Source organism: Profundibacter sp. (assembly GCF_965277155.1).
GTDB lineage: Bacteria > Pseudomonadota > Alphaproteobacteria > Rhodobacterales > Rhodobacteraceae > Profundibacter.
The window spans coordinates 133,659-151,935 of the sequence record NZ_CBDIBV010000001.1 but is presented as its reverse complement, the minus strand read 5'-3'; the positions used below and the strand labels follow the sequence as shown (position 1 = coordinate 151,935).

The following is an 18,277-nucleotide window of genomic DNA, read 5'->3' as shown; positions in this document are numbered from 1 at the left end:
CACCCCCGTGAGGTATTTTTGGAAAGAAGAAGGGCAAAGTCATGAAACCGGGACCGCTTAATCTGATTACCGATGTGGCCGGATTGCGGGTCGGTAATGCTGCGGATGCCAAGGTAAAATCGGGATCAACCGTATTGGTCGGGGATGCGCCTTTTGTTGCGGCTGTGCATGTGATGGGGGGCGCGCCCGGCACGCGGGAAACCGATTTGCTGGCGCCGGACAAGGTGGTGCAGGAGGTGGATGCACTGGTTTTGTCTGGTGGGTCGGCCTTTGGACTGGATGCGGCTTCGGGTGTGGCGGATGCTTTGCGCGCACAGGGGCGTGGGTTTGAAATTGGTGGACAACACGTGCCGATTGTACCGGCAGCGATCCTGTTTGATTTGCTGAACGGTGGCGACAAGGATTGGGACGAGAACCCTTACAAAGGGTTGGGCCGCGCGGCGTTAGAGGCCGCAGCGGTGGAATTTTCTTTGGGCACCCACGGCGCTGGTGCGGGGGCAACCGTGACAGGGTTGAAAGGCGGTCTGGGGTCGGCCTCGGTCGTGCTGGAGTGCGGCGTGACGGTCGGTGCTTTGGTGGCCGTGAATGCGCAAGGGGCGGTGACGGTTGGGGATGGGCCTGAATTCTGGGCGGCGCCCTTTGAAATGGGCGGCGAGTTTGGCACAGGCGGCATGGCGCGGGGTTATGATGTGGGCCATGAGCCGCGCCCCGAAACCCAGTTGCGCGAGAACACCACGATTGCGATTGTCGCCACCGATGCGGTGCTGACGCAAGCGCAGGCCACACGCATGGCCACTGCGGCGCATGACGGCATGGCGCGGGCGATTGTGCCCAGTCACACGCCCTATGACGGGGATCTGGTGTTCGGCGTGTCCACGGGGGTTAAACCGCTGCCCGATCCGGTGTTCGACCCGATCCGGCTGGGCCATGCCGCCGCTGTTTGCCTAAGCCGCGCCATTGCCCGCGGGGTATACGAGGCCACGCCCGAGGAGGGGGACCGGTGGCCAACGTGGCGAGAGAAGTTCGGCCGCTAACCGTTCGCCAGCAGCACCGCCGGAAAGGCCATCATGTTCACGCCGATATGCGACAGGGTGGACAGATAGATCGACTTGGTTCGCCAAGCGAGGACACTCCAGAGCAGGCCCATGATGGCGGCCCCGCCGATCAGGGCCAGTGCGCCGCCCTGATAGTGCACCCCTTTGATCAACGCCAAAGCGATGTGCCATGCTGTGAATAATACCAGCGGGTAGATCACGGCATAGCGGGCGTTCTGCGGGAAATGTTGGATGAATGCGCCACGCCAGAACAGTTCTTCGGCGGTGCCGTTGATGATGGCGAACAGTGTTGCCAGCAGCAGGATACGGGGGGACAGGGACATGGCCACCGGCAGGAAGGCCGCAAAGAACACCAGCACCACGGGCAGGATGGTAAGGGCAAGGTTCAGTGCGTTTGCGGGTTTCGGGCGGGTGTAAAGCCGTTTCAGGTTGCTTAGGCCGATTATAGGGAACCTCTAAAAATCCCCCAAAATCCGGCCTGACGGGGTAGAATCGTCATCAGGATGAAAATGATTCGACCGACGGGGTTTTGTCATGGGTCAGATGGGATTTTTTGATCTTTCCAGCCGATACGCGGGACTGGACAAATCTGGTGATCCGCTGGTGTTGCTCAACGACATGGTGCCGTTCGAGGATTACTGGGACGAGCTGAAGGCCATATGGCGCACGCCGCCCGAACAGCGCAAATCCAACGCTGGCCGCCCGCCTTGGGATGAGGTGCTGATATTCAAGACGATGGTTTTGCAGCAGCTCTACAACCTCTCTGACGATCAGATCGAGTATCAGATCCGCGACCGCCTGTCGTTCATGCGGTTTCTCGGCCTTGGCATTGAAGACAGCGTACCTGACGCCAAGACCATCTGGGCCTACCGTGAAAGGCTGGCCGGGGCCGGGAAGATGAAGGAGCTGTTTGACAAGTTCGATGCCTTTCTGCGCGAAAAGGGCTATCTGGCGATGGGCGGGCAGATTGTTGATGCGAGCATCGTTCCGGCGCCGCGCCAGCACAACAAAAGGGACGAGAACGAGAAAATCAAGGCGGGCGAAACGCCTGAAGAGTGGGAGGAAAAACCCCACAAGAAGCGCCAGAAGGACGTGGATGCGCGCTGGACGAAGAAGCACGGCAAGAGCTATTACGGCTACAAGAACCACATCAATGTCGACCGGCGGCACAAATTCATCCGCGCTTATGATGTCACCGATGCCGCCGTGCATGACAGCCAGGCGCTTGCCGGTCTGATTGATGCGAGCAACACCTCATCGGACCTGTGGGCCGACAGCGCCTATCGCTCGCAAAAGATCGAAAGCGAGCTGGAAGAGCGGGGGCTTCACAGCCATATCCATCACAAGGGCAGGCGCGGCAAGCCGCTTGGCGAGCGCCAGCAAAAGGCCAACCGGAGGCGCTCGAAAGTGCGGGTCCGGGTCGAGCATGTATTCGCTTTTCAGGAGCGCTCCATGGGCGGCAAGCTGATCCGCTCCATCGGCCTGAAGCGGGCGCGATTTCGCATCGGGATGATGAACCTGGTCTACAACATGAAGCGCTTCGTCCAGTTCGAATGCGGCCTGGCGGCGCCGGGATAAGGGTTCATGGGGTGAGGTGTGCCTGAAATACCCAAAACCGGCTTGAAACCGGTGAAAATGGGTTTATGATCCGAAGCAATCAGGCGGGACAGGCGAAAAACCGTCCACCCCGCCGCGAAGAAGGCGAAAACGGGAATTTACAGAGGTTCCCTATAGTCAGACCAAAGCCAAAGCACACCGCACCCCAGTAGATCGCCAGCGCAATTGCCAGCCCGCGCGATTTTCCAAGGCTGTGCGTGAGGGTCGGAAACAGATAAATCAGCACCAGCACGATCAGGGGTGTTGCCACCAGCAGGGTCTTTTGCGGGGCGGAAAAGCGGCTCATGCCAGCAGCGCCTTGACCATCTCGCTGTCCGGCTCGGCCAGATCGTCAATCACATCGAAATGGTGGCGGTTTGGGGCGATGGTCAGTTGCGTATCCGGCCAGCCATCCGCCAACCAGCGGGCCTGATCCAGAAAGGCGGGGCGCTCGTTCGCACCGACCCAGACGTGGGTGGGGATGTTGCGTAAATCCTTACACAGCAGGGGGCTTTCGGCCACAGCTTCGGCCATGTCCATGCACAGCGTTTCGTTCATCTTTGTTTGCAGCAACGGGCGCAGATCAGAGAGCGGCGAGATCGGCATAATCCGCTGCACCCTGTCGGCCACATCCAGCGCCACATCCGAACAACGCATCCGCGCCACCAGATGCCCGCCCGCCGAATGGCCTGCCAGCACGATCGGTCCCTGAATGCATTTTGCCGCCGCTTCAATCGCACGGGCAATCTGGCGCAGCCGGTCTTCAATCGGGTCATAGCCTGCTTCATTGGCCAGTAGCGCGGATGTCGATGTTGCTGTATTCTTTGTCATGGCGTGATCTCCTTGGCGGTTCCAGCCGCCGGTTGGGTGGCTTCGATGCACCCGGAGATTACGCCGTCCTCGAATTTCCACCAAACTCGCGACACTACCCCCTTGCCATAGCGCAAATTCAGCCGCGCCCGCCCGAATGCATTTTCAAGCGAGCGGAAATCATGCGCCGCATCATCCCAGCGGTCGGGGTATTCATCGGCCCCGTCGATATAGGCGCTGTTACTGTAGGCGTTGTCGAAATCCATATCCGGCCCCGATAATTTGATCATTTTTCTGGACAACATGAAACGCACATGCTCTGCCATTGTCAAAGAGACATTTTCCGCAGGAGAACACCATGCTTGAATCCGCTACAAACCTGAAAGACCTGCTTAAGGACCCCTCGTTGCTGGCCACCAAAGGCTATCTGAATGGCGAATGGGTCGATGCCAGCGATGGCAACCAGTTCGACGTGACCAACCCCGCGCGCGGGGATGTGGTGTGTCAGGTGGCCGACCTGACCCGCGCGGATGTGAACCGCGCCACTGCGGCGGCACAGGTGGCGCAGAAAAAATGGGCGGCGCTGACGGCCAAGGAGAGGGCCAACACCCTGCGGGCGTGGTATGATCTGATGATGGACAACGCCGATGATCTGGCCACCATCCTGACCGCCGAAATGGGCAAACCCTTTGCCGAGGCACGCGGTGAAATCGTCTACGGCGCGTCCTTCATCGAATGGTTCGCGGAAGAGGCCAAGCGCGTTTACGGCGAGACCATTCCCGGCCATGCACCGGACAAACGCATAACCGTGATCAAGCAACCGATTGGCGTTGTCGGCTCGATCACCCCGTGGAATTTCCCCAACGCGATGATCACCCGCAAGGCCGGTCCGGCCCTTGCCGCCGGTTGCGCCTTTGTCGCCCGCCCCGCAGCCGAAACGCCGCTGTCCGCACTGGCGCTGGCGGTGCTGGCCGATCGCGCGGGCATTCCTGCCGGCGTGTTTTCCGTGGTGCCTTCAACCCATTCATCCGATGTGGGCAAGGAATTCTGCGAAAACCCGATTGTGCGCAAACTGACCTTTACCGGTTCGACCGAAGTGGGCCGTATCCTGCTGCGTCAGGCCGCCGATCAGGTGATGAAATGCTCGATGGAACTGGGCGGCAACGCGCCCTTTATCGTGTTTGACGACGCCGATCTGGACGCCGCCGTCGAAGGCGCGATGATTTGCAAATTCCGCAATAACGGCCAGACCTGCGTCTGCGCAAACCGGATTTATGTGCAGGCCGGTGTTTATGATGAATTTGCCAAAAAGCTGGCGGCGGCGGTCAAAGGGCTGAATGTCGGGGATGGTTTGAATGAAGGCATCACCACCGGCCCTCTGATCAACGATGACGCGGTGGAAAAGGTTCAAGACCACCTGGCCGATGCACTGGACAAAGGCGGCGAAATCTTGATGGGGGGCAAGGGGCACGCGCTGGGCGGCACCTTCTATGAGCCAACCATCGTCACCAATGTGACACAGGACATGGCCGTGGCACAGGACGAAACCTTTGGCCCACTGGCCGCCCTGTTCAAATTCGAGACCGAGGACGAGGTGATCGAAATGGCCAATGACACCATTTTCGGCCTTGCCTCCTATTTCTACGCCAAGGACCTGTCGCGCGTCTACAAGGTGGCCGAGGCGCTGGAATACGGTATGGTCGGCATCAACACCGGTATCATTTCCACCGAAGTCGCCCCCTTTGGCGGGGTCAAGCAATCTGGTCTGGGGCGCGAAGGCAGCCGCCACGGGATGGAGGATTACCTCGAGATGAAATATCTCTGTATGTCGGTCTGATCCCTTCCAAATGGTCCAAATATCCGCCCGCGCGGCAGCGCCTTAATCTTTTTTCCAAGGATTGACGCCGCACGTCCGTCTAACAGAGTGTAATGCGTATGGAGACCACAGACGAAACACTGGCCCAAGCGGCCGCTGGCGGTGATCGCGAGGCATTCTCGCTTTTGCTGCGGCGCAATTACGACCGCCTGTTCGGCCTGTGTTTCCGCCTGACCGGCACCCGCGCCGATGCCGAAGATCTGACACAGGACATCTGCGCCGCCCTGCCCGCCAAACTGAACGGTTTTCGCGGCCAGGCGCGGTTCTCGACCTGGCTATATCGCGTTGCAGTGAATGCCGCGCACGACCGCCGCCGCCGGTTTGCCAGCCACGCCCGCGCCGCCGATGGCTGGGGTGATTGGGAGGTCAACCGCGTTGCCGCAAACAAGGAAACGCAGGACGGGATCGACTGACTAACGCAAGCCATGTGCGCCCTGCCACAAGAATTGCGCGACACACTGGCGCTGACACTGGAAGAAGAAATGACACACCGCGAGGCCGGAGAAGTTTTAGGTGTGTCCGAGGGCACAATAAGCTGGCGCATGGCCGAGGTGAAAAAGCACCTGCGCGCCCTGCATGAAAAGGAGCAAAAGGCATGACAGATGATCTGACGCACCTGCAAGATGCCATGAAAGCGGCCACGCCCGAGCCGTCCAAAAAAGATGGCGATCTGGCGCTGGCGATGAAAAACTTTGACGATTTTCACGATGCCCGCCAAGGATCGGCCGATCCCGCGCGTCCTACTTCTGATCGCCCCACACACCGCTTGGGGCTTAGCTCAGGAGTATTCAAAATGTTTCATTCCCTAACCACCCGCGGCGCATTGGCCGCCACCACCTCGATTGTTGCCGTTGGCATTGGCGTGCTTTTCTACACGCAACAGGGGGGCACAACATTCGATTTACCCAAGCCGGCACCGGTTACCAACGAAACACCGGCAGACACCCCCGCACCGCAAAAGGCCGCAGAAGCTGCCGAACCGGTTGCCCCTGTTATCGAAGAAACCGCCCCCGATACCCGTGTTCGCAGAGAGGCCGAAGCAACAACCACTGCCCCGACTTTGGGGCTAAATCTGGCGGATTCCGAAGCTCGGGAAGACGCTACTTTAGGTTTGCTTGCAGAACAGGCAGCCCCGGCACCGGCGGAAAAAGATATGGCCGAAAGTGCTATCACTGATGAGGTGATAATGCAGGGGTATGCCGCCCCCCCCAGCGCGCAAGATGGTCTCGCCTTCAACTGGGATGGTTATTGAGTATTCCGAGCCTTCTGTCGTTTCACCGCTTTCCAACACCGAAGCCTTCGCCAACGCCGATGCAAACCCTGTCAAAATCACCACAGAGGAGCCGGTTTCCACCTTCTCGATCGATGTTGATACTGCGTCCTATGCCATTGTGCGTTCCAGCCTGATGAACGGGCAACTGCCCAACCCCGACGCTGTGCGGATCGAGGAAATGGTGAACTATTTCCCCTACAGCTATCCCGCGCCCAAGGCAGACGAGGCGCCGTTCAAGCCCACCGTCACCGTGATGCAAACCCCGTGGAACAGCGGCACCCAACTGGTGCATATCGGCATTCAGGGCGAACTGCCCGCGATGGATGATCGTGCGCCGCTGAACCTTGTGTTCCTGATTGATACCTCGGGATCAATGAACCAGCCCAACAAACTGCCTTTACTGATCCAAAGCTTCCGCCTGATGCTGTCCGAACTGCGCCCCAACGATGAAGTATCCATCGTCACCTATGCCGGCAGCGCCGGTCAGGTGCTGGAGCCGACACGGGTTGCGGACAAGGCAAAGATCATGGCCGCGTTGGAAAACCTGCGGGCCGGTGGCTCGACCGCCGGTCAGCAAGGCTTGCAACAGGCCTATGCGGTGGCCGAGGGCATGGCCAAAGATGGCGAAATCAGCCGGATCATTCTGGCCACTGATGGCGATTTCAATGTCGGCATCAGCAACCCCGTGGCGCTGAAAGATTTCATCGCCAAAAAACGCGAGAGCGGTACTTATCTGTCGGTTCTGGGTTTCGGGCGCGGCAATCTGGATGATGCCACCATGCAGGCGCTGGCGCAGAACGGCAACGGAACGGCGGCCTATATCGACTCCCTGTCCGAAGCGCAAAAGGTGCTTGTGGACCAGCTAAGCGGCGAATTGTTCCCGATTGCAAATGATGTGAAAATTCAGGTCGAGTTCAACCCCGCTCGGATCGCCGAATACCGCCTGATCGGCTATGAAACCCGCGCCCTGAACCGCGAGGATTTCAACAATGACAAGGTGGACGCAGGCGAGATTGGCGCAGGCCACACCGTGACCGCGATTTACGAGGTCACACCGGTCGGATCAGACGCCATTCTGAATGATGCGCTGCGCTATCAACCTGCCGCGCAACAGGAGGGAAGTGGCGAACTGGGCTTTCTGAAACTGCGTTACAAGGAACCGGGCGAGGATGTCAGCAAACTGCTGACCACACCGATCACATCGGGCATGGGGCAGGCCACGGATGATGTGCGGTTCTCGGTTGCGATTGCCGGGTTCGGGCAACTGCTGAAGGGTGGCAAATATCTGCAGGATTGGGGCTATGATGACCTGATCACGCTGGCCAACAGCAACAGGGGGCAGGATGCCTACGGCTATCGTTCGGAAGCCGTGAAACTGATGCGGCTAGCCAAAAGCCTGAGTGGCGAATAGCCCCCTGCTGGAATAAAAGGCCCCGCATCAAGTGCGGGGCTGCGACACGATAAAGGGCGCAAAGCGGTTTGCTTCGCGCCCAAGTCATTCCAAAACCCAAAAGCCGTTAGTGCGTCTTTTTGGCTTTCTTCGGTTTGTTTTCAACCGCTTTGGCATCCACCGGCAGGTCGGATGCGATTTTGATCTGACGCGGTTTCAGTGCTTCGGGCACTTCGCGCACCAGATCGATGTGCAGCATCCCGTCGGTATGGGCTGCCCCCACAACGCGGACATGTTCGGCCAGATGGAAGCGGCGTTCAAACGCACGGGTGGCGATGCCACGGTGCAGATAAACGCGGTCGTCTTCTTCCTCGGCTTTACGGGCGGTGACGATCAACGCCCCTTCACGCACTTCAACCGACAGGTCATCATCGGAAAAACCCGCAACGGCAATGGTAATCCGCCAGGAATCTTCGCCGGTTTTTTCGATGTTATAAGGGGGGTAGCTTTGCTTGCCAGCGTCATTGGTGAACACGCGATCCATCAGATCGGCGATCTGGTCAAACCCGACTGTGGCGCGGTAAAGCGGTGTAAGGTCAAGATTTCTCATGGTTTTTCATCCTTCTTCAAGCGATAAAATGTGGCGCCTTCCGGTATTGGACAGGCTGTCATACTGACCGGACCCGTTAAACGGCATCCGGCTAATCATAAAATAAGTAAGCGATTTTCAGGTTTCAAGACCCTAAGGGCGCACAAATTTTGCACCGCTGCTGCGCGTATCACTGCCGACTTGCAGCCGTCGCGGTTTTATGGATTTGACCGGTAATACACCTTGGCCAGTCCGGAAAGCAGTGAACATGTCTGAAACCAGCGCAGGCAACTCCATACCAAAGGTAACCTTTTGTCCGTCGTAATGACCGCCACTGCAAATGATTGAAACGATCCGTGCGCGATTGCCGGACATATCAAAAACCGGTGCGCCGGATGAGCCGAAGGTCACATCGCAACTGAACACAATCAACCCGTCACGCCGTCCCAGAACACCGCAATGGCGTTGCTTTGACAGTGCTTTTTTACGACCAATAGCATAGGAAACCACGGCAACTTCGTCCCCCAATCCGGAAAACGACTGGACCAGATAAGGCGCGGCTGTAGCGGCGGGGATGGGGCTGCTTAATTGCAAAAGCGCAACATCATAGCGAACTTGTAGCGCCTTGTCCTCGCCCTGATATTTGTAGTCCGGATGCACCACAGCGCGGGCCACCTTGCGTTCGGCCACAGATTTCCCATCACTAAAGCCTGCTTTGAACACGATGCCGGTAGGGTCATTACGCTTGCCTGTTTCGGGATCGAACAGGCAATGTCCGGCCGTAAGCACAATGTCCGGACGCAGCAAAACACCTGTGCAAAACCCGTCAGAACCGATATCGACACGGCCCACGGCCTCCCAGCCAAACACATCGGAACGGGTGGTCAGGCGGCGCAGACTGGAATCGCATTGCGCCACAACGGGTGCGAATGCAGCACAAATACAGGCAAAGGCAGCCAGATATTTCAGAGGCCGCATATCACTTATATCTGCGTTACGGGCGGACAAATTTTGCTCCGGTATGGTCCAGCGGCCCTTGCAGGATTATCCGTTGTGCAGCGGGCTCCACCTTTTGAAACGGCCCTTCGGTTTCTTTCAGCTTTGCCAGAACCACTTGCAACGGTTCGGCCAGCGACATGCCCAGCGCCACCTTTCGCCCCTGAACCTCGGCCATCGCCGACACCACCGAGACAATCAACGGATTGCCGTTTTCCATATTGAAGACCGGCGCACCACTGGCCCCGAAATCCACATCGCACGACATAATCAAATTCCCCGATTGCCGCGCCAGCACGCGACAGCTTTCTTCAATCGACGGGGAATCGCCCGCCCGCGCGCATAGGAAACCACCCCGACAGTCGCCCCCTTGCGCGGCCTTGGACCTGTGGCAAATGGCGTGATCGAGGTTTTCTGGATAGGTCGGGTCAATTGCAGCACGGCAATATCGTTGCGCACGCGGATGTCACTGGAATCCACTGCATAGGTATAATCCGGATGCACCACCGCCCGTTTCACGCGGGCATAGGCCGTGGCCCGCCCGCCCCGCCAACCGGCCAGAAACTCGATCTTGGTGGCGTCCACCTGTTTGCGGCTATCCTTGTCAAACATGCAATGCGCAGCGGTCAGTACCAGATCGGGCGCAATCAAGGCACCTGTGCACATGCTCGTTCCAGCAATGTTCAAGCGCCCCACGGCCTCCCAACCGCGGCTGTCGTCGCCGGTTATCATCTTGCGCAACCCGCTATGTTCCTCGGAATATCCCGCCGAGGCAAAACCGGCCAGCAAGACCAGAACGCTCAAGAAAAACCGCATACTTCCTCCGTTACCGGCCACATCCTAACGGCCGTTACGGCGAGATTAAGGCTGATTTTCCAAAATTGCACGCGGTTTCGGCCCGCCCAGCGCCCAGTCCAGCAATTCAACCGTATGCACCACCGGCACATCGGTGCCCCCGCTGATCTGGATCATACAGCCGATATTGCCCGCCGCGATCACATCCGGCGCCTTGGCCTCGAGCGTTCGCACCTTGCGGGTTTGCAGTTCTTTGGAAATCTCCGGCTGCATCAGGTTATAAGTGCCGGCCGAGCCACAGCACAAATGACTGTCCGCCGGTTCCACCACCTCGAACCCGGCACGTTTCAGCAAGGTTTTAGGGTGGGTTTTCACCTGTTGCCCATGTTGCAGAGAACAGGCCGCGTGATAGGCCACGCGCATCCCCTTGGCCGCCTTTTCGGGAAATTCCAGTGTGGCCAGCAATTCGCTGACATCCTTTGCCAGCCCCGCAATCACCGCCGCATCTTCGGCCAGCGGGTCATTGCGGAACATATGTCCGTAATCCTTGACCGTGGTTCCACAGCCCGAAGTGTTGATCACCACCGCGTCCAGCCCCTCGCCCCTGACTTCCCGCATCCATGCCGCGATATTCGCCGCCGCCGATCCATGCGCCTGTTTGTCCTTGCCCATGTGGTGCGTTAACGCCCCGCAACAGCCCATGCCCTGTGCAATCACCACCTCGCAACCCAGCCGCCGCAACAGCCGGATGGTGGCATCGTTGATATCCGTATTCAGCGCCTTTTGCGCACAACCGGTCAGCAGCGCCACCCGTTTCTTGCGTTCCCCCTTGGCTGCAAACACCTGCGGATCATTATTGCGGCTGACCGCCGGGATACGCTTGGGCGTCATTTCCAGCATTGCCTTCAACCGTGCATCCGGCACCAAAGCCCGAAATGGCCGCCCTATTTTCGCCCCCAACAGCGCCAGCCGGAACCGTTTGGGGTAAGGAATGACCGCTGCCAGAACCCGGCGCAAAGCGCGATCCATCAGTGGGCGTTTATAGGTCTTTTCGATATAACTGCGGGCGTAATCCACCAGATGCATGTAATGCACACCTGACGGGCAGGTCGTCATACAGGCCAGACAGGACAGGCATTTGTCCACATGCTCGACCGTCTTTTTATCCGCTGGCCGCCCTTCTTCCAGCATATCCTTGATCAGATAAATCCGCCCGCGCGGACTGTCCAGCTCATCACCCAGCACCTGATAGGTGGGGCAGGTCGCGGTGCAAAACCCGCAATGCACACAGGCCCGCAGGATATCATTGGCCCGCTGGATGTTGGGGTCGCGCATTTGCTCGGGGGTGAAGTTGGTTTGCATTTATCCCATCACCCCCACGTTCAATATGCCGCGTGGATCGAACTGCGCCCTGATCCCCGCGCTGATCCTTGCCAGCCCCGACGGCTCTGGATGAAACCGCGCAAAACCATTGCCCCGCACCAGCGTTGCATGGCCGCGCACCTCCCCCATCCGCGCCCGCAGATCAGTGCCCTCCTCCATCAAAGCCCAGACCAGCCCGCCGCCCCAGTCATAGACCACAGCCTCGGCCACCAATCCGGCCACCATATTGGGCGCGTCCGAGGGCTTGACCGATATCCGCCACACATCCCCTTCACGGCCCTGAAACGGCGCCACATCGCGCACATCGCGCCACATCGCAGCGACTTGTACCGGATCATCCAGAACCTCGACCTCGCCAAATTCGCCCAGCAATTCACGCAACCGGTCCGCCCGATAAGCCACGGAATCTGCAAACCCCTCGATCCGTAGCAGGGTGCGCCCGCCCTCATGCGCAGCCCCCGACACCTCGTAAGGCGAGCCAAGCGCCCGTACCATTGCCGCCACGGCTTGCCCGTCACCCAAACCACGCAGCACAATACAGGCGGCGGTTTCCACATCCGGCAACACCTTGAACGATACCTCGCTCAAAACCCCCAACGTGCCGTATGACCCCGCCAACAGCTTGACCAGATCATAGCCGGTAACGTTTTTCATCACCCGCCCGCCGCTTTTCAAAACCTCGCCGCGCCCGTCCACAAAACGCACCCCGATCAGGCTGTCCCGACAGGCCCCTGCCTGCACCCGTCGCGGCCCCGATATATTCGCCGCCACAACCCCGCCAATCGTCGACACCCCGCCCGAACCCAGCAACCCGCGATGGTCCATCGTCTCGAACGGCAGGCGCTGCCCTTCGGCGGCCAACACCGCCTCGATCTCGACCAAAGGCGTCCCCGCCCGCGCCACCAGAGTCAGCGCACCGGGATCATACAGCATAATCCCCGTCATCCCCGCCGTTGACAAAACATCCCCTGCGCACACCACCCCGCGCGTGCCGCCGCCGACAATCCGCAACGGCCCATCAGCCCCCGCAATCGCCTCGCCCAGCTCTTTTTCGTCTACCGGCTTCATCATTATCGTTCCTCAAATATCCCGGGGGTGAATTGGCCATTGGCCAAGAGGGGGCAGCGCCCCTTTACCCCGCCCGCCGTGCCTTGGTCGCCTGCAATGGAAACACCTTGGCCGGATTCAACAGCCACTTCGGATCAAACACATCTTTGATGCGCAACTGTGCCTCGATATCCGCATCCGTAAACTGGTCCGCCATCAGATCCCGCTTCTCGATCCCCACGCCATGCTCGCCGGTCAGACAGCCGCCCACCTCGACACACAGGCGCAGCACATCGGCCCCGAAGCGTTCCGCCAGTTCCAGATCGCCCGGCTTGTTGGCATCATACAGGATCAGCGGGTGCATGTTGCCATCGCCCGCGTGAAACACATTGCCCACGCCCAGCCCGTATTCCTGTGACAATTCACCAATCCGGCGCAGCACATAGGGCAGTTCGGACACCGGAATCGTGCCGTCCAGACACATGTAATCATTGATCTGCCCCATCGCCCCGAAAGCCGATTTTCGCCCCAGCCAGATTTTGGCACTTTCCTCCTCGGATTTGCTTTCACGCAATTCCACCGGATTATGACGCGCGGCAATCTCCATGATCTTGCCCAGTTGGAAATCAATCTCGGTGTCAGACCCTTCCACCTCGACAATCAGCAGCGCCTCGCAGTCAGGATAACCGGGGTGGGCAAAGGCCTCGGTCGCCTCGATGCAGGGGCGGTCCATGAATTCGATCGCCACGGGCAGCACGCCGGCCTTGATGATGTCCGACACACAGGCCCCCGCCACCTCGTTGCTGTCAAACCCGATCAGCACAGGGCGCGCCCCTTCCGGCTTTGGCAATATCTTCAGCGTGGCCTCGGTTACCACCCCCAATTGCCCCTCGGACCCGCAAATCAGCCCCAACAGATCCAGCCCGCCAGCATCCAGATGCGCCCCGCCAATCTCGACAACTTCGCCATCCATCAGCACCAGCGTTACCCCCAGCAGGTTGTTCGTGGTGACCCCGTATTTCAGGCAATGCGCCCCGCCGGAATTCATCGCGATATTGCCCGCAATCGCGCAGGCCAACTGGCTGCTGGGATCAGGCGCGTAGAAAAATCCATCCTCCTCGACCGCACCGGTCACCGACAGGTTGGTGCGCCCCGATTGCACCCTGATAAAGCGGTTGTCGTAATCCACCTCCAGCACATCATTCATCCGCGCCACGCCCAGAATAACGCTGTCCGCCGTGGGCAGTGCCCCGCCCGCCAATGACGTGCCCGAGCCGCGCGGCACCACCGGCACGCCCATCTCGTGACATATCTTCAACACCGCCGAAACCTGCTCTGTATTCTCAGGCAAAACCGCACACAACGGCGGGCAGCGATAGGCGCTTAGCGCGTCGCATTCATAGGCTTTCACCTCGGCCACATCGGAAATCACCGCCCCGTCCGGCAATACCGCTTGCAACCGCGCCACGATCTGCGCTTTTTTCGCCAGTATTTCCGCGTCGGGTATGGGCATTTCCATCGGCAAGGACTCCTGATTTTACAATTGGTAAAGAAATATAACCAATTTATCCGACTGGCAAGTCAATTCCCGACCCGTTATGATCACCGGCATGGAACTTCTTGATCGTTTACAGTTTTTCAGCACGCTTGATGTGATCGCCGTTGCCCTATTGGGGCTGGCATGGGTCGGGATCGACTGGATTATCGAACGCGCCGATGCCGCGCATCCGTCGGTTTCGGTGATCATGGCCGGTTACCGGCGTGAATGGATGACCCAGTTCGTCACCCGCGAGCCACGCATCTTTGACGCCAATATCCTTGCCAACCTACGCCAGAGCACCACCTTTTTTGCTTCAACCAGCATGATCGGCATCGGCGGCGGTCTGGCCCTGATCGGCAATAAGGACCAGTTGCTGGGCATTGCCCATGACCTGTCGCTGGAAAATGCGCCGGCGATGGTGTGGGAGGTTAAGATCCTGATCGTCACCCTGTTCCTTGCCAACGGATTCCTTAAATTCGTCTGGTCGCACCGGCTGTTCGGCTATTGCGCCGTGATGCTGGCCTCGGTCCCCAATGACGCCACCGATCCGGCCTGCGTTCCCCGCGCCAATCAGGCAGCGGAAATCAACATCACCGCCGCGCGCAGTTTCAATCGCGGCCTGCGGTCGGTCTATTTCGCCCTTGGCGCACTGGCGTGGTTGCTGGGGGCAATCCCACTTTTGTTTGCCATCGCACTGACCGTTCTGATCCTGTGGCGGCGCGAATTTGCTTCGCATTCCCGCAGCGTTTTGTTGCAAACCCACGGGCCGGATGATCTCACGCCATCGTGACGGGACATCCCGCCGCCAAACCGTCATTCTGCCGCCAACATGACCGGAGACCGATATGAAAAAACTTGCCTTTGCCCTGCTGATACTCACCCCTCTGCCCGCATGGGCCGAGTTCCCGACCATCGAAGCGGTAAAGGTTCAGCCCTCAGGTGATGCCTACAATTTCGCCGTCACCCTGAAGCACCCCGACAGCGGTTGGGACCATTACGCAGACGGCTGGGAGGTTCTGGATGCTGACGGCAATCGTCTTGGCTATCGCCTACTGGCCCACCCGCACGAACACGAACAGCCGTTTACCCGTTCTCTGGGCGGGGTGACCATTCCGGCAGGCACCGACAAGGTATTCATCCGCGCCCATTGTCTGGTCGATGGTTGGGGGGACCAGTTATTCGAGGTGACGTTGGGAGAATAATTCCCGACCTGATTGCGCCAAAACAACCCTTATCACTTTAGGATCAACTCGGATATATCTAGGCTATCGAGGTAACCCATCTCTTTCAATTCTATCACTTTCATCTCCAATTCTGGATCAACAATAGGCCCATGGTCTTTCAGCCTTTGCATCACACCCAGATCTTCCAGATCACCCAATAGACCAAGTTGCTCAAGGCTGTTGATTTCTCGTATCAGCTCTTGCTCAGGTTGTGTCTCGAAAGTGGTGGAAATTGATTTCAGGCACCTCCGAGCGGGTTGAGTTATGCGCCGGTCAGGCGGCTTGGTCAAGGGTTGCGTCGGCGACGGGCTGAGCGAGCGTTTCCCAGCCATCGACCTTTCGCATGACGATCTGCCCCGAGGCCATCAGAGCCCAAAGCAGCATCGGCACGGTCTCGGCGCATGGCAGCACGGTCTGGGTCTTGATGCGGCGGCGGAATTCCTCGTTCAGGCGTTCGATCGCATTTGTCGTTCTGGCCGATTTCCACTGGCCTTGTGGCAGACGCGTGAAGGTGAAAAGCTTATCTCCTGCTTCTTCCAAGCTGTCAGCGACGGCCTTGCATTTCAGCCGCCATTTTCGCAGAAATGCCTTGCGGCGGGTGGCGATTTCCTCGGGTGTTTTGGCGTAGATCATGTCGCGGTAATCTTCTGTCAACTCATCATGCATACGCTTGGGTGCCTTGGCCAGAAGGTTGCGGTGCTTGTGCACCGTGCACCTCTGGATCGGCAGATCTTCACCCCAGAGGGCAATGAGAGCGACCTCAAGTCCCGGTGCCCCGTCCACGATGACAAATTCGGGCCGTTTCAACCCGCGCGCATCCAGATCGTTGATGAACTGACGCCAGGCGGAGGTGCTTTCGCCGCCCATGTTCATCAGTGATAACAAGACCTTCTGCCCATCCCGGCGCACGCCAATCGCGGCCAGAACCGAGATATTGGTGGCCTTCCTGTCAATCCGCGTTTTGATCACGGTGCCGTCCAGGATCAGCCGCACGATGTCTTCATCCGCAAGGCTGCGGGCGCACCACGCCTGCCAGTCCACCTTCACCTTGCGCCAGGCGCGGCTCACCACATCCTTGCTGACCGCCCCCTGAAACAGGCCGAACAGGGCGCGTTTTACCCGCCGTGTGTTGGTGCCCGAAAGGTAGACAGCAGCGATCAGCGCCTCGGCCTTCTTCGTCAGCCGCTGGTAGCGGGGCAATGCCTTCGAGCGCCATTCTCTGGCCTTGCCGGCCTCGCCTGTGATCCGCGCACGCGGCACGCGCACCGTTTCGGTTCCAAATGTTCCGACCAGTTGCCGCTCGCGATGCCCGTGGCGGTATCCGGCCTTTGCCCCGCCGCTGCGGCCATACCGGCAACGGCCCAGAAACTGCTCCAGCTCCTCTTCGAAAACCGCCTCGATCGTCGCGCGGATGTTCTGGCGCAGCCGGTCTTCAATCGGGTCATAGCCTGCTTCATTGGCCAGTAGCGCGGATGTCGATGTTGCTGTATTCTTTGTCATGGCGTGATCTCCTTGGCGGTTCCAGCCGCCGGTTGGGTGGCTTCGATGCACCCGGAGATTACGCCGTCCTCGAATTTCCACCACTTTCGAGACACAACCAGTGGAAGAATAATCATGGCACTAAGGAAATATCAGGAATCGAAAGAAGCATTACCTTCCTAGAGGGCACAGGCCACGGACATTTCTGTATCTTGTTTTACGGGAACACAGGTTGTGAAGCTGCATTCCTATCCCATCTCCCACAATCGTTTGATCAGGCTTGACGTATCCCACCGTGCGCCGCCCAGTTTTTGGACGTCCTTGTAAAACTGGTCCACCAGTGCCGTCACCGGCAGGCTCGCGCCGTTTTCATCTGCTGTGTCCAGACAAATCCCCAGATCCTTGCGCATCCAGTCCACGGCAAAGCCATGTTCGAATTCATCGTCAATCATGGTTTCATAGCGGTTGGCCATTTGCCAGCTGCCCGCAGCCCCGCCGCTGATCACATCCACCACCGCGCGCCCGTCAAGGCCCGCTTTCTCGGCAAAATGCAACCCTTCGGCCAGCCCCTGCACCAGGCCGGCAATGCAGATCTGGTTCACCATTTTGGTCAATTGCCCCGCTCCGCTTTCGCCCAAACGCCGACAGGTGCGGGCATAGGCGTCAATCACCGGTTCGGCGCGCGCATAGGCATCTTCATCGCCGCCGCACATCACCGACAGGATCCCGTTTTCCGCACCCGCTTGCCCGCCGGAGATTGGCGCGTCGACAAAACTGATCTCCAAATCCTTGGCCGCAGTATAGAGTTCGCGCGTCACCTTGGCCGAAACCGTGGTGTGATCGACAAACACGCTGCCCGCAGACATTCCGGCAAAGGCACCGTCATCGCCCAGACAGATCGCACGCAGATCGTCGTCATTGCCAACACAGGACATTACAAACTCACAGCCTTGTGCCGCCTCGCGCGGGGTCGCGGCAAAGCGCCCCTTGTATTCATCCGCCCATTTCCGGGCCTTGGCCGTGCTGCGGTTGTACACACATACCTCGTGACCTGCAGCCACCAGATGCCCTGCCATCGGATATCCCATCACCCCGAGACCCAAAAACGCGACTTTTGCCATTGTTCATTCCTTTGAATTGTCATGCCATGCCTGACCCTGTATTGAACGTCAGGTAAAGCCCCGTCAAGAACGGGCATGTATCAATACAAACCGGGAAATCAGGT

The 18,277-nt window shown here is 58.9% G+C and carries 19 protein-coding genes and 2 pseudogenes; 7 read left to right on the top strand and 14 right to left on the bottom strand.

Translation table 11 applies throughout. The features are described 5' to 3' along the window. Positions 1–41: 41 nt before the first annotated feature. Positions 42–1,034 carry a P1 family peptidase gene (locus tag ACQY4M_RS00735; protein ID WP_428539546.1) on the top strand — a complete coding sequence of 331 codons (993 nt, stop codon included), beginning with the start codon at positions 42–44 and terminating at the stop codon, positions 1,032–1,034. Here ACQY4M_RS00735 and ACQY4M_RS00730 read toward each other — a convergent pair. Further along, on the bottom strand, positions 1,031–1,378 hold the full coding sequence (locus ACQY4M_RS00730; RefSeq protein WP_428539543.1) for a CPBP family intramembrane glutamic endopeptidase: 348 nt from the start codon (positions 1,376–1,378) through the stop codon (positions 1,031–1,033). The genes ACQY4M_RS00735 and ACQY4M_RS00730 overlap by 4 nt on opposite strands. Positions 1,379–1,589: 211 nt before the next feature. Between ACQY4M_RS00730 and ACQY4M_RS00725 the strand changes: the two genes are divergently transcribed. After that, entirely contained in the window at positions 1,590–2,633 is a 1,044-nt protein-coding gene (locus tag ACQY4M_RS00725; RefSeq protein ID WP_428539540.1) for an IS5 family transposase, read from the top strand. Between the two features lie 79 nt (positions 2,634–2,712). Here the strand turns inward: ACQY4M_RS00725 and ACQY4M_RS00720 are convergent, their stop codons facing one another. The 3 genes from ACQY4M_RS00720 to ACQY4M_RS00710 are packed head-to-tail and all read right to left on the bottom strand — an operon-like array spanning position 2,713 to position 3,751. Beyond that, a complete protein-coding gene (locus tag ACQY4M_RS00720) occupies positions 2,713–2,958 on the bottom strand; it encodes a hypothetical protein (protein WP_428539537.1) in 246 nt (81 codons plus the stop codon). Beyond that, the gene (locus ACQY4M_RS00715) at positions 2,955–3,563 is read right to left on the bottom strand and encodes an alpha/beta hydrolase (RefSeq protein ID WP_428539534.1); all 609 of its coding nucleotides are present in this window, start codon (positions 3,561–3,563) and stop codon (positions 2,955–2,957) included. Before ACQY4M_RS00715 ends, ACQY4M_RS00720 begins: the two co-directional genes overlap by 4 nt. Next, positions 3,479–3,751, bottom strand: a complete 273-nt coding sequence (locus ACQY4M_RS00710) for a hypothetical protein (RefSeq protein ID WP_428539531.1) — start codon at positions 3,749–3,751, stop codon at positions 3,479–3,481. Before ACQY4M_RS00710 ends, ACQY4M_RS00715 begins: the two co-directional genes overlap by 85 nt. 68 nt (positions 3,752–3,819) lie before the next feature. On the opposite strand from ACQY4M_RS00710, the gene ACQY4M_RS00705 reads away from it, so the two are divergent. From ACQY4M_RS00705 to ACQY4M_RS00695, 3 genes and pseudogenes are all read left to right on the top strand, one after another. Then, positions 3,820–5,298 carry an NAD-dependent succinate-semialdehyde dehydrogenase gene (locus ACQY4M_RS00705; RefSeq protein ID WP_428539528.1) on the top strand — a complete coding sequence of 493 codons (1,479 nt, stop codon included), beginning with the start codon at positions 3,820–3,822 and terminating at the stop codon, positions 5,296–5,298. Positions 5,299–5,396: 98 nt separating this feature from the next. Then, positions 5,397–5,936: pseudogene (locus tag ACQY4M_RS00700) on the top strand (RNA polymerase sigma factor). Positions 5,937–6,130: 194 nt separating this feature from the next. Further along, positions 6,131–8,021 (top strand): annotated as a pseudogene (locus ACQY4M_RS00695) (vWA domain-containing protein). A gap of 106 nt (positions 8,022–8,127) precedes the next feature. Here ACQY4M_RS00695 and ACQY4M_RS00690 read toward each other — a convergent pair. From ACQY4M_RS00690 to ACQY4M_RS00660, 7 genes are all read right to left on the bottom strand, one after another. After that, complete coding sequence (locus ACQY4M_RS00690) at positions 8,128–8,610, bottom strand: Hsp20 family protein (RefSeq protein ID WP_428539525.1); 483 nt, start codon at positions 8,608–8,610, stop codon at positions 8,128–8,130. Positions 8,611–8,742: 132 nt separating this feature from the next. Beyond that, entirely contained in the window at positions 8,743–9,441 is a 699-nt protein-coding gene (locus ACQY4M_RS00685; RefSeq protein WP_428539522.1) for a trypsin-like serine peptidase, read from the bottom strand. 142 nt (positions 9,442–9,583) lie between these two features. Then, complete coding sequence (locus tag ACQY4M_RS00680) at positions 9,584–9,853, bottom strand: hypothetical protein (RefSeq protein WP_428539519.1); 270 nt, start codon at positions 9,851–9,853, stop codon at positions 9,584–9,586. Positions 9,854–9,855: 2 nt separating this feature from the next. Further along, positions 9,856–10,401, bottom strand: coding sequence for a trypsin-like serine peptidase (locus ACQY4M_RS00675; protein ID WP_428539516.1), 546 nt, complete (start codon positions 10,399–10,401; stop codon positions 9,856–9,858). Positions 10,402–10,446: 45 nt separating this feature from the next. Next, a complete protein-coding gene (glcF, locus tag ACQY4M_RS00670; RefSeq protein WP_428539513.1) occupies positions 10,447–11,742 on the bottom strand; it encodes a glycolate oxidase subunit GlcF in 1,296 nt (431 codons plus the stop codon). Continuing rightward, positions 11,743–12,831 carry an FAD-binding protein gene (locus ACQY4M_RS00665; RefSeq protein WP_428539615.1) on the bottom strand — a complete coding sequence of 363 codons (1,089 nt, stop codon included), beginning with the start codon at positions 12,829–12,831 and terminating at the stop codon, positions 11,743–11,745. Between the two features lie 64 nt (positions 12,832–12,895). After that, positions 12,896–14,329 carry an FAD-linked oxidase C-terminal domain-containing protein gene (locus tag ACQY4M_RS00660; protein ID WP_428539510.1) on the bottom strand — a complete coding sequence of 478 codons (1,434 nt, stop codon included), beginning with the start codon at positions 14,327–14,329 and terminating at the stop codon, positions 12,896–12,898. A 91-nt stretch (positions 14,330–14,420) separates the two neighbouring features. Between ACQY4M_RS00660 and ACQY4M_RS00655 the strand changes: the two genes are divergently transcribed. Both ACQY4M_RS00655 and ACQY4M_RS00650 read left to right on the top strand, forming a co-directional pair. Next, positions 14,421–15,140: a DUF599 domain-containing protein gene (locus tag ACQY4M_RS00655; protein WP_428539507.1), complete on the top strand. Its 720-nt coding sequence runs from the start codon at positions 14,421–14,423 to the stop codon at positions 15,138–15,140. A 55-nt stretch (positions 15,141–15,195) separates the two neighbouring features. Next, positions 15,196–15,552: a hypothetical protein gene (locus tag ACQY4M_RS00650; protein WP_428539504.1), complete on the top strand. Its 357-nt coding sequence runs from the start codon at positions 15,196–15,198 to the stop codon at positions 15,550–15,552. A gap of 32 nt (positions 15,553–15,584) precedes the next feature. Here the strand turns inward: ACQY4M_RS00650 and ACQY4M_RS00645 are convergent, their stop codons facing one another. From ACQY4M_RS00645 to ACQY4M_RS00635, 3 genes are all read right to left on the bottom strand, one after another. Further along, a complete protein-coding gene (locus tag ACQY4M_RS00645) occupies positions 15,585–15,863 on the bottom strand; it encodes a hypothetical protein (protein WP_428539501.1) in 279 nt (92 codons plus the stop codon). After that, a complete protein-coding gene (locus ACQY4M_RS00640; protein ID WP_428539582.1) occupies positions 15,847–17,073 on the bottom strand; it encodes an IS256 family transposase in 1,227 nt (408 codons plus the stop codon). The genes ACQY4M_RS00645 and ACQY4M_RS00640 overlap by 17 nt, the downstream gene beginning before the upstream one ends. A gap of 227 nt (positions 17,074–17,300) precedes the next feature. Beyond that, positions 17,301–18,173, bottom strand: a complete 873-nt coding sequence (locus ACQY4M_RS00635; RefSeq protein ID WP_428539498.1) for an NAD(P)-dependent oxidoreductase — start codon at positions 18,171–18,173, stop codon at positions 17,301–17,303. Between the last annotated feature and the right edge of the window lie 104 nt (positions 18,174–18,277).